Source organism: Hymenobacter negativus (assembly GCF_017571495.1).
Lineage (GTDB): Bacteria > Bacteroidota > Bacteroidia > Cytophagales > Hymenobacteraceae > Hymenobacter > Hymenobacter negativus.
Genome location: NZ_JAGETZ010000003.1, coordinates 182,291 through 193,508 on the forward strand (window position 1 = coordinate 182,291; position 11,218 = coordinate 193,508).

At 58.6% G+C, this 11,218-nt stretch carries 8 protein-coding genes; 3 read left to right on the plus strand and 5 right to left on the minus strand.

The genetic code is table 11. From position 1 onward, the window contains the following. Positions 1–32 precede the first annotated feature (32 nt). From J4E00_RS07715 to J4E00_RS07735, 5 genes are all read right to left on the minus strand, one after another. A complete protein-coding gene (locus J4E00_RS07715; protein ID WP_208174565.1) occupies positions 33–1,367 on the minus strand; it encodes a TldD/PmbA family protein in 1,335 nt (444 codons plus the stop codon). A gap of 82 nt (positions 1,368–1,449) precedes the next feature. After that, positions 1,450–3,102, minus strand: coding sequence for a TldD/PmbA family protein (locus J4E00_RS07720; protein ID WP_208174566.1), 1,653 nt, complete (start codon positions 3,100–3,102; stop codon positions 1,450–1,452). 90 nt (positions 3,103–3,192) lie between these two features. Beyond that, positions 3,193–4,512, minus strand: a complete 1,320-nt coding sequence (locus J4E00_RS07725; RefSeq protein WP_208174567.1) for a TldD/PmbA family protein — start codon at positions 4,510–4,512, stop codon at positions 3,193–3,195. Positions 4,513–4,635: 123 nt separating this feature from the next. Then, positions 4,636–6,285: a TldD/PmbA family protein gene (locus J4E00_RS07730; protein ID WP_208174568.1), complete on the minus strand. Its 1,650-nt coding sequence runs from the start codon at positions 6,283–6,285 to the stop codon at positions 4,636–4,638. Between the two features lie 240 nt (positions 6,286–6,525). Further along, the gene (locus tag J4E00_RS07735) at positions 6,526–7,335 is read right to left on the minus strand and encodes a phosphatase PAP2 family protein (protein ID WP_208174569.1); all 810 of its coding nucleotides are present in this window, start codon (positions 7,333–7,335) and stop codon (positions 6,526–6,528) included. 639 nt (positions 7,336–7,974) lie between these two features. Between J4E00_RS07735 and J4E00_RS07740 the strand changes: the two genes are divergently transcribed. From J4E00_RS07740 to J4E00_RS07750, 3 genes are all read left to right on the plus strand, one after another. Next, positions 7,975–8,652 (plus strand): response regulator transcription factor, encoded by a 678-nt coding sequence (locus J4E00_RS07740; protein WP_208174570.1) that lies wholly within the window; start codon positions 7,975–7,977, stop codon positions 8,650–8,652. Positions 8,653–8,730: 78 nt separating this feature from the next. Beyond that, positions 8,731–10,050 carry a sensor histidine kinase gene (locus J4E00_RS07745; protein WP_208174571.1) on the plus strand — a complete coding sequence of 440 codons (1,320 nt, stop codon included), beginning with the start codon at positions 8,731–8,733 and terminating at the stop codon, positions 10,048–10,050. A 330-nt stretch (positions 10,051–10,380) separates the two neighbouring features. Next, positions 10,381–11,196, plus strand: coding sequence for an SDR family oxidoreductase (locus tag J4E00_RS07750; RefSeq protein WP_208174572.1), 816 nt, complete (start codon positions 10,381–10,383; stop codon positions 11,194–11,196). The last annotated feature ends 22 nt before the right edge of the window (positions 11,197–11,218 follow it).

Below are 11,218 nucleotides of genomic sequence, written 5' to 3' on the forward strand. Positions count from 1 at the left end.
CCCGGCGCGGACTCGCAGAGCCCCGCTACATGCTACACCGCATCCGAAAGGCTGGTGAAGGTGAAGTCACGGATTTTCAGCGGCGGCACCAAGTTACCGTTCAGGCGGACGGGTTTGCCGATGGCTTCCAAGTTGTTGAGCATAATGACCGGGCTTTCGTTAAAGCGGAAGTTCTTTACCGGAAACTTGATTTGGCCGTTTTCAATGTAGAACGTGCCGTCGCGGGTTAGGCCGGTGAAAAGCAGCGTTTGCGGGTCGACGGGGCGGATGTACCAGAGGCGGGTGACGAGGATGCCTTTGGCAGTGCCTTTGATGAGGTCGGCGGTGCTTTGCGTGCCGCCTTCCATAATCCAGCCGTTGGGGCGGGGCAGGTCGGGGATGCCGGCTTTCTGCGCCCAGAAACGCGAGGTATAGAGATTCTTTACCACGCCCTTTTCAATCCAGGTGGTGCGCTGTTGGGGCCGGCCGTCGCCGCTGAAGGTCAGGTCGCTGATTTCAGTATTCATCGGGTCGGAATAAATCGTAACCCGTTCATCGAACAGCTTTTCGCCTTTGCGATTGCCGCCGCCTTTTTTGCTCAGGAAGCTGCGCCCCTCGTCTGCGTTGCGGGCATCGAGGCTCTGCATCAGCGCACCAATCAGTGACGTGTCCACGTTGGAAAGTAGCGCGTTGGGTTCCAGAATCACCGTGTATTTGCCCGGCTCAATGGCGCGGGCTTTCACGGAAGACGCGGCTTTATCGGCGGCAATTTTGGTGAAGCGGGCCGCGTCCATCTTGGTGGCGTCGATGTAATCACCTGAGGCGTAACCAGAGCCGGTGCCGTCCGGCGTGCGCACCGTCACCGAGAACGTGACGTTGGAAACCTGCTGGTAGGCTTCCAGCCCCTTGGAATTGCGCTTGGCCACGAAGCCCACCGAGTCGTCCAGAAACGCGGCGGAACTGAGCTTGCGTTGGTCGCAGAGTGCCATGCTGGCCCCAATTTGCCTGGCACGGTAATCGGGGTCGATAGCGGCGGTGGCAGGGGAGAAGGAGCGGCTGCCTTCGATGTAGGTTTGGGGGCCTAGCAGCGGCATGTACTCCGGGCTTTCGGGCGCGAGCCGGGCAATTTCCTCGGCCCGCTGCACGCAGCGGCGTAGCGTGGCATCGTCGAATTCGTTGCAGGTTGCCACGCCGCTACGCTTTCCGAACCGGCTTTCCACGGCCAGCGAAATATTATCGTTCGCCCCGGCCGTGCTAATGGAGTTGCGGGCCGAGCGCACGTTGCCGCCGATGTTGCCATTGAGCGTGGTGTCGCACTCATCGGCCGTGCTGAAGCTGAGCACTTTCTTGAGGATGGTTTGGGCTTCGTCTTTGGTGAGAATGGCCATGAGGAAGGGTTGAATGTTGACTGTTAAGGGCTGAGTGAACCGCAATTCCCCTCATCAGTTGAGGGGGGGAGTTGCGGTTCACTCAGCCGATTTTGCGGGCCGTATTAATCACGTTCACGCCATTAAAGCGCGTGGTGCTGGAGCCGTGGCTCACGGCCGAGCTTTGGCTGGGCTGGCCCTTGCCATCGTTGAAGGCGCCGAAATAGCGGAAGTCGCTTTCGTCGCACGAGGCAGCGCAGCTGTTCCAGAATTCCTGGGTGTTGGCCTGGTAGGCCACATCTTCCAGCATTTCGGTGATTTTACCCTTCTCGATGGCGTAAAATACCTGTCCGCCGAACTGGAAATTGTAGCGCTGCTGGTCGATGGAGAAGGAGCCGTTGCCAGCGATGTAAATGCCTTTATCCACGCCGCGCACCAACTCATCCACGCTTAGCTTGGCCTTGCCGGGTTGCAGGCTCACGTTGGGCATGCGCTGGAATTGCACGTCCTGCCATGACTGCGAATAGCAGCAGCCGTCCGACTCGTTTTGGCCCACCATGTGCGCCTGGTCGCGGATTTTTTCATAGTCCACCAAGCGGCCTTCCTTAATCAAGTCCCAGCGTTTGGTTTTCACGCCTTCATCGTCGTAGCCCACCGCGCCCAGGGTACCCGGCTGGGTTTTATCGGCCACGATGTTGACCTGCTTCGAGCCGTAAGGGATGCCCTTGGCTTTCCATTCTAAAGTAGCAAATGAGGTGCCGGCGTAGTTGGCCTCGTAGCCTAGCACGCGGTCCAACTCCAGCGGGTGGCCCACACTTTCATGGATGGTCAGGCCCAGGTGGTGCGGGTCGAGCACGAGGTCGTATTTGCCGGGCGTCACCGATTTGGCCGTAAGCTTCTGCTTTACCTGTTTGGCGGCGGCGGTCACGTCTTCCAGCATGTCGTAGCTGTACTTATAGCCGATGATATCAGAGCCCGTGGGGCCGGCCACTTTGTCTTGAGCTTTGGGCGTCAGGTACTCGTAGCCCATGCCCACGGGCGAGCTCAGGGCCTGCCGCGAGCGGAATTTGCCGCTGGCCCGGTCAATGGCCGTGACGCCGAACGTGGGGTAAATCCGGTGCACGTCTTGGTCGATGTACGAGCCGTCGGTGCTGGCGAAATACTTCTGCTCGTTCACCTGAAACAGCACCGAATTGATGAACGACACGCCCAAATCCAGGGCCTTGGCGTTCACGCCCAGCAGTAAATCCACCTTGTCCTTGATGGGCACCTCAAACGCATTCTGCTGAATGGGAGCCTTCCAGGTCACTTCGCCGTAGCCCTTTTGTGGAGCCAGCTGCACCTTCTCCTTCTGCACTTTGGAGTTGGCTTTGGCAATCTGCACAGCCAGCTGAGCGGCTTTGGCAATGCCGGCTTCGGTCACGTTGTTGGTGGAAGCGAAGCCCCAGGTCCCGTTGGCAATGACGCGAATGCCGACGCCGTAGCTCTCGGTGCTGGCAATGTTCTGGACCTGCTTTTCGCGGGTGAAAATGCCCTGGTTGAGGTAGCGGCCAATGCGGACGTCGGCGTAAGTAGCCCCGGCCGCTTTGGCGGCGTTGAGGCCCGCATCGGCCAGGCGTTTTTTGATGGCGGTATCGGCGCCGGGCTCTAGCAAGCGGGCGGGGTCCACGGGGCTTCCAGCCAAACTGGGCAGGCTGGGTAGGAAAAGGGCTCCAGCCGCGAGGCCGGTAAGTCCTACAAAGTCACGTCTTTTCATAATATGAGTGTAGCGCGGACTTTTAGTCCGCGAGTGGTTTGCATGGAAAAGGTCACGTTCAATTCGCGGGCTAAAAGCCCGCGCTACGAGCTACACGGCATCCGATAAACTGGTGAAGGTGAAATCGCGGATTTTGAGCGGTGGCACCAGGCTGCCGTTCAGGCGCACCGGTTTCCCCAGCGCCTCTAAGTTATTGAGCATGATGACGGGACTCTCATTGAACCGGAAGTTTTTGATGGGAAATTTGATGGCCCCGTTTTCAATGTAGAACGTGCCGTCGCGGGTCAGGCCGGTGTAGAGCAGCGTTTGCGGGTCGACGGCGCGGATGTAGTAGAGGCGCGTGACCAGGATGCCTTTGGCAGTACCCTTAATGAGCTCGGCCGTGCTTTGGGTGCCGCCGGCCATAATCCAGCCGCTGGGTGGTGGGATGTCGGGCGCGCCGGATTTCTGCGCCCAGAAGCGGGAGGTGTAGAGGTTTTTTACCACGCCTTTTTCAATCCAGGTCGTTTTTTGCTGCGGGCGGCCGTCGCTGGCGAAGGTGAGGTCGGGCACGTCGGGGTGGGTGGGGTCGGAGTAGATGGTCACTCGCTCATCAAATACTTTTTCGCCCTTCTTATTGCCACCGCCCTTTTTGCTCAGGAAGCTGCGGCCTTCGTCGGCGTTGCGCACATCCATCGCGCCCATCATGTTGTTGAGCAAGTCGACGGCCGCAGCTGGTTCCAGAATCACGGTGTATTTGCCTGGTTCAATGGCCTTGGCGCCCACCGACGAGGCCGCTTTATCGGCTGCCACCCGCGTTAGCCGGGCCGCGTCGAACTTCGCTAAATTGGTATAATTCGCAATGGCGTAGCCCGAGCCAGTCCCATCCGCAGTGCGAACGGTGATGGAAAAATCGACGCTGCTCACCTGCTGGTAGGCTTCCAGCCCCTTGGAGTTGCGCTTAGCCACAAAGCCGGCTGAGTCATTGAAAAACCCTGCTGAGCTGAGCTTCTTCTGCTCGCACAACGCCATGCTGGCCCCAATCTGCTCGGCCCGATAATCCGGCGTAATGGCCGCCGTGTGCGCTGCAAACGAGCCCGGCGATGCCAGATAGGTCTGCGGCCCCAGCAGCGATACGTACTCCGGGCTTTCGGGCGCGAGCTTGGCAATTTCCTCAGCCCGCTGCACGCAGCGGCGCAAACTGGCATCGTCAAACTCGTTGCAAGTAGCTAAGCCACTGCGCTTGCCAAAGCGCGCCTGCACTGCAAGCGACACATTCTCCGCCGCCCCGGCCGTGCTGATGGAGTTGCGGGCCGAGCGCACGTTGCCGCCGATGTTGCCGTTGAGCGTGGCGTCGCACTCATCGGCCGTGCTGAAGCCGAGCACTTTCTTGAGGATGGTTTGGGCTTCGTCTTTGGTGAGAATGGCCATTTTTTCAAATGTGAAAATGGGAGAAATGTGAGAGCGGAGAAAAGTGGGGGAATGAGGGATAGATTAACTGGTTAAATAGCCTATTCCTACATTCCTCACATCTCTCTCATTTTCCACATTCAATTAAATCTTGCGAGCCGTGTTAATTACGTTCACGCCATTAAAGCGCGTGGTGCTAGAGCCGTGACTTACTGCTGAAACCTGGCTGGGCTGGCCCTTGCCATCAAAGAAAGAGCCGAACAGCCGGTAATCGGATTCGTCGCAAATCGCGGCGCAGCTGTTCCAGAATTCCTGGGTATTAGCTTGGTAAGCTACGTCCTCAATCATGCCCGCAATCTGACCTTTCTCTATGGCGTAGAATACCTGCCCGCCGAATTGGAAATTATAGCGCTGCTGGTCGATGGAATAGGAGCCGCGCCCGGCAATGTAAATTCCCTTCTCGACGTTCTTAATCAGCTCATCCACACTCAGCTTGGCTTTGCCCGGTTGCAGGCTCACGTTGGGCATGCGCTGGAACTGCACCGAATCCCAGGAATCGGCGTAGCAGCAGCCATCCGATTCGGTTTGGCCGACGATGTGCGCCTGGTCGCGGATTTTCTCATAGTTAACCAGCATGCCGTCCTTGATAAGGTCCCAACGCTTGGTTTTCACCCCTTCATCGTCGTAGCCGACTGCACCAAGCGAGCCAGGTTGCAGCTTGTCGGCCACGATGTTGACCAGTTTCGAACCATAAGGAATTTTCTTCTCCTTCCATTCCAGGGTGGCGAAGCTGGTGCCGGCATAGTTAGCCTCGTAGCCCAGCACGCGGTCTAGCTCCAGCGGGTGGCCGATGCTTTCGTGGATGGTCAGGCCCAGGTGGTTGGGGTCGAGCACGAGGTCGTATTTGCCAGCCGTCACAGACTTGGCGGTCAGCTTTTCCCTGGCTTGTTTGGCGGCCAGGGCGGCGTCTTCCAGCATATCATAGGAGTTGCGGTAGCCGATGAGGCCGGTGCCGCCGGCCCCGGCAATCTTGTCGGAGGCCTGGGGCGTAAGGTACTCGTAGCCCAGGCCCATGGGGGCGCTCAGCGCATCGCGGGTGCGGAATTTGCCGCTGGCCCGGTCGATGGCCGTGACCGAAAACGTGGGCCAAATGCGGTGCACGTCCTGGTCGATGTAGGAGCCGTCGGTGCTGGCAAAATACTTCTGCTCATTGATTTGGAACAGCGAGGAATTAACGAAGCTGGCCCCATTATCAGTGGCTTTCGCATTGGCGGCCAGCAATAATTCCACCTTCTGCGCCACTGGGACCTCGAAAGCATTTTGCTTAATGGGCGTTTTCCAATTCACCTCACCGTAGCCCTTTTGCGGGGCCAGTTGCACGGCCGACTTCTGCACCCTGGCATTGGCTTTCGCAATGGCAACGGCCAGTTGGGCGGCTTTGACCAAGCCGGCTTCGGTCACGGCGTTGGTGGCGGCGAAGCCCCAACTGCCGTTGGCCAGCACTCGCAGGCCGCAGCCGAAACTTTCGGCGCTTGCAATGTTCTGGACCTGCTTTTCGCGGGTGAAAATGCTCTGGTTGAGGTAGCGGCCGATGCGAACATCGGCGTAAGTCGCCCCAGCCGCTTTAGCGGCGTTCAGGCCCGCATCGGCCAGTCGCTTTTTCTGGGCAGGGTCCAAGCCCGGCTCCAGCAGGCGGGTGGCGTCTACGGGTGTGCCGCCCAGGCTGGGAAAGCCGGGGAGAAAGAGCGTTCCAGCGGCTAGGCTGGTAAGTCCCACAAAGTCGCGTCGTTTCAAAGCAGCGTAGTTATTTCAGAATAGAGGCAGCAGATTCGTAAAGATGAGCACGAATCTTAATGGAAAGGACAGCATGCTGCTAAAGCAGTTGCGTTGTTTCTAAAAAGAAAATTCCGGGTGCATATCCACCGGCCTCTGTGGGCGAAGCCAAGACCAACAAAAAACCCTGACTCGATTAAAGCCAGGGTTTATCAATATGCATAGCAGGTAGAACGCTTCTGCTGACGAAGCTAAACAGCCTCATTTCTTGGGCCGCCAGCTGATGCTCACGCCTGACGCGCCGTTGCCGAAGTAGGCCGGCGTCATGCCAATGTCGCGGCCGATGCTTTTGCGGCCCCAGCGGTTGCGGTGGCTCAGATAGGCCAGGTGGGCGGAGAGAATGCCAAAGCCCGCGCCGGCCACTACGTCGGACTGCCAGTGCTTGTCGTTAATCATGCGCAGGGCGGCTACGCTGGTCGCAATAGTGTAGGCCCCAATGCCATACCACTGGCTTTTGTCGCGGAACTCGGTGTGCACGATGCTGGCTGCCAGAAATGCCTGCGAGGTATGACCCGATGGAAACGAGAGGTTGTCGGCGCCGTTGGGACGGGTTTCGTTGGCGAGGTACTTCACAGCAAACGTGGAGGCCAGCATAATGGCTTCGCCTTTGGCAATGATGAGCAGGGTATTGATGCGGTCGTTGCGCGACTCCACACCGGCCACTGCTACGGCGGCTAGCTCTAAGTAGGGCAGAAAAATAAACGTATTGTCGAATGTCGTGCTCACCGGCCGGAACTGCTTCTGGACGAATGTGCGGGCATCGCGGTTGACACCAGCATCGCCTTGCGCCGTGATGGCACCGTACGTAATCAGCACGGCCGGAATTGCTACGGCTTTGAACAGCTTGCTTTTAAAAATCGGCTTTTTGACAGGGGCGGGAATACCGCTGGGGTTTGCGTATTTTTTGGTAGTATCGGCGGCCGGCGCCATTGGTACTTGGGCATAAGCTGGGGCTATGCTACTGGCTAGAAGGAAAAACGCGGTGAGATAGGAAAGTAAGCGGGAGCGCATAAGTCAAATCAGGCAAATGAGGGGAAAATAGAACGAGTGCTAATACGAGGGTGATAACATAAACGTAACATCAGAATCTGAGGAAAATCTTGATTCTGCTGCAATTCACCACATCTTCATGGCTGCTCCTCGGCTATCCCATCCGGCTGAAGCGCTTTCTCCATCATCTCAAGCTTGCGAACTAGAGGGTGATGTGACCAAAATCCAAGCCTCACGCAAGAGCCCGGAAGCTGTTGGAGCGAGTATACTAGAGCGGCACCTCGGGTACTCATTCTGCCGCCTGTTGGCTAAGGCAGGCATTTCCGGACTGGCGTTATGTCGCACTGTTGCTTCTCGCGATTCGGCAGGAGACTCTGGTGCCAGGAGTTAGGTGTTGGGGCGGATGACGACAACGAAAAGCCCAACCCTAAAAGCTCGCCGTCAACACCCATTCATTGAAGCGCTGCGTAACAGCAGCTAAGCAAGCGGTGCGGGCGAGCGGCACAACTGTGCCAAGGTCCTTGACTACACCGACCTCCGGTTCGCAAGTGCCAGATGACAGAGGCACTGAATTGCGAAACCGCATCTATGTATAAACTTTGACCGTTTCTTCGGGCCCGGCTGCCATCCCAGTGCTGGGCAGACTTATGTGTTTGCGTTATGAAAATTTTGCTTGTTGAGGATGAACCGGCCTTGCGCACGACTTTGCTGGGCTCGCTAAAACAGGCGGGCTACTTGGTGGAGGCTGCTGCCGACTTTGCGCAGGCCCAGGAGAAAATCATGCTGTATCAGTACGACTGCGTGCTGCTCGACCTGACACTGCCCGATGGCTCGGGCCTCGACCTGCTGCGGGCGCTCAAGGCCAGCAACTCGGCTGCCGGCGTGCTCATCATCACGGCCCGCGATGCGCTGGACGACAAAATCACGGGCTTCGACCTTGGGGCCGATGACTACCTCATCAAGCCTTTCCATCTCTCCGAACTCAACGCCCGGGTACGGGCCATTATCCGGCGGCGGCAGTTTCAGGGCCAGCAGCAAATCGTGTTTCGCGACCTAACGGTACTGCCCGACCTGGCCGAGGTGCAGGTGCGCGGTGCGGCGCTAGCCCTCACCCGCAAGGAGTACGACTTGCTGCTGTACCTGCTGGCAAATCCAGGTCGCGTGCTTACCAAGGAAGCCATTGCCGAACACCTGTGCGGCGATACCGTAGACGCAGCCGATTCTTTCGATTTTATTTATACGCATCTCAAGAACCTGCGCAAAAAGCTCCAGGAAAAGGGCGCTGACAACTATATCCGCACCATGTACGGGGTTGGTTATAAGCTGAGTACTGAATAATGCACCCGGCATGGCAAGCTGAACAGGCCCGCCCAACGTATACCAGGTGACGCCCGCTCTTTCCCGTTCGTCTATTCCATGAAGCTGCTCGCCGCTACTACTCGCTATTATTTGGTGCTGAACGTGTTGCTGTTCGGCATGGGGAGTGTTGCGCTCTACCACGGCATCAATTGGGCCCTGCGAACCGAGGTAAGCGAGCAGCTTTCCATCCGTCGGCAGGAGCTGCTAAACAAAGCCCGGGCTAATGAACTGCCCCCGGTAGCCCAGCTCGAAGCGCTGCTCATCATCAGCCGCAAACCCCGGCCCGAAGGCTTCCGTGATACGATTTTGCCTGACAACATTGAGCACGAGATGGTGCCGCACCGGGTGCTTACGTTCCCGCTGATGGTGCGGGGCGAGGGGCCGGTGTGGGTGACGTTGCAGAAGTCGCTGGTGGAAGCCGAGGACCTGGTAGGGGTGGTGCTGGGGGTGATGCTCGGGGCCTTGGCCTTGCTGCTGGGCGGCATGGTAATGCTGAACCGTTGGTTTGCTGCCCGGCTGTGGGCGCCTTTCCGAAACACGCTGGCAGCCCTGCGCAGCTACGACTTGCAGCAGCACCAGCCGCTGAAGCTGGCCACGCCCGCCATCGCCGAGTTTGCTGAGCTGAACCAGGCGCTTACCACCCTCAGCCAGCGGCTGGTGGAGGAATACGAAACCCTGCGCGAATTCACGGCCAACGCCGCCCACGAAACCCAGACGCCTCTGGCCATTATGCAGGCCCAGCTGGAGCAGTTGCTCCAGCTGCCTGTGCTGGCCGAAGACCCGGCTGCGGCCCCGCTCGTGGCTGACCTGTACGGGGCCACGTTACGCCTTTCGCGCCTGCATCAGGCCCTAAGCTTGCTGAGCAAAATCGAAAACCGGCAGTTTGCCCAGGCCGTGCCGGTGCGTCTCGACCAGTTGCTGGAGGAGAAAGTAGCCCAGTTTGAGCCGCTATTCGAAGCCCGTGAGCTACGCTACGGCATCGATGTCACGACGGAGCCCATTATCCAGGTCATGCACCCCGGCCTGGCTGACTCGCTACTGCAAAACCTGCTGCAAAATGCCGTGAAGCATAACGTGCGCGGTGGTGAGGTAGCCATCAAGCTCTCACCGCAGGGCCTGCGAATTAGCAATACCGGACCTGCCGTGCAGGGCGACCCGGCGCGGTTTTTCGAGCGTTTCCGCAAGCACAATGCCGCCTCGGAGTCGCCCGGCCTGGGCCTGAGTATCGTGCAGCAAATATGTGGCTACTACGGTTTTGGAGTAGAGTATACGGTGAGCAAGGGCGGCACCCGGCACACCTTACGCATTGTGTGGAAGCCAAGTATGCCGGTTTCAGCACAAAAGGCGGAAGCTCAGCCGCTGGCGATGCATCAGTAGCGGCTACGTCTACTGAGCGGACTATAGGTCGCAGGTTAGCCGTACAGTCCCGTTGGCGTTGCGTCATGTACCACCAGTTCGCTCTGGTATTCAACCATCTGGTTGCCACTGCGTCGCCAGTTTGTGACTGTTTAACGCAGTAGGTTCTAAAAGGCAGAAAGCGGGAGTGGGTCAAGCGAGCAGGGCTTAAGTGCGGCGCGTGCTTCCAACCCGGGGCGATTGGGTGCGTAAGTCTGGGTAGTGCGGCATTTTGGTGCTGCTTCATCAAAACCACAGGCCCGGCGCGTAGCATTGGGCCTTCAATCCCCCTCCAACCACACCCTTTCGCGCATGCCAACTCCCGACCCCCGGCGTCTCGCCAATCAAATTGCCCTTGTCACGGGCGCCAGCTCCGGCATTGGCGTGGCCGTAGCCAAGGCCCTGGCCGCCCACGGTGCCTCCGTGGTGGTGAACTACAGCCACGATGCCGACGGAGCCAACGCCACCGTGGCCGACATCGAAGCAGCCGGTGGCACCGCCGTAGCCATTCACGCCGATGTGAGCAAGGAGGACGAGGTGCAAGCCATGTTCAAACAAACCATCGAGCGCTTTGGCACCGTCCACATTGTGGTGGCCAACGCAGGGTTGCAGGTCGATTCTCCCTTCGTCGACATGACCCTGGAACAGTGGCAAAAGGTGATTGATGTGAACCTGACCGGCCAGTTTCTGTGCGTGCGCGAAGGTGCCCGCGAGTTCATTCGGCGCGGTGTGCAGCCCGAAATTTCCAAGGCCGCCGGCAAAATTATCTGCATGAGTTCGGTGCACGAAGTAATTCCGTGGGCTGGCCACGTCAACTACGCGGCCAGCAAGGGTGGCATCATGCAGCTGATGAAAAGCGTAGCCCAGGAACTGGCCCCGCATAAAATCCGGGCCAATAGCATTGGGCCGGGCGCCATTGCTACCCCCATCAACCTCTCGGCCCGCGACACGCCCGAGGAAGAAAAAGCCTTGCTCACCCTCATTCCCTACAACCGCGTGGGCGACCCCGCCGACGTAGGCAACCTGGCCGCCTGGCTGGCTTCGGACGAAGCCGACTACATCACCGGCCAAACCATTTTCATGGACGGCGGCATGACGCTGTATCCCGGGTTTGCGGAGGGCGGTTGAGAATTTAGAAACCCCATCATAA

What these genes read in the sequence shown, in the direction of transcription:
- J4E00_RS07740 (WP_208174570.1), top strand. Translation starts at nt 7,975, where the DNA reads ATGAAAATTTTGCTTGTTGAGGATGAACCGGCCTTGCGCACGACTTTG.
- J4E00_RS07745 (WP_208174571.1), top strand. Translation starts at nt 8,731, where the DNA reads ATGAAGCTGCTCGCCGCTACTACTCGCTATTATTTGGTGCTGAACGTG.
- J4E00_RS07735 (WP_208174569.1), bottom strand. Translation starts at nt 7,335, where the DNA reads ATGCGCTCCCGCTTACTTTCCTATCTCACCGCGTTTTTCCTTCTAGCC.
- J4E00_RS07720 (WP_208174566.1), bottom strand. Translation starts at nt 3,102, where the DNA reads ATGAAAAGACGTGACTTTGTAGGACTTACCGGCCTCGCGGCTGGAGCC.
- J4E00_RS07715 (WP_208174565.1), bottom strand. Translation starts at nt 1,367, where the DNA reads ATGGCCATTCTCACCAAAGACGAAGCCCAAACCATCCTCAAGAAAGTG.
- J4E00_RS07725 (WP_208174567.1), bottom strand. Translation starts at nt 4,512, where the DNA reads ATGGCCATTCTCACCAAAGACGAAGCCCAAACCATCCTCAAGAAAGTG.
- J4E00_RS07750 (WP_208174572.1), top strand. Translation starts at nt 10,381, where the DNA reads ATGCCAACTCCCGACCCCCGGCGTCTCGCCAATCAAATTGCCCTTGTC.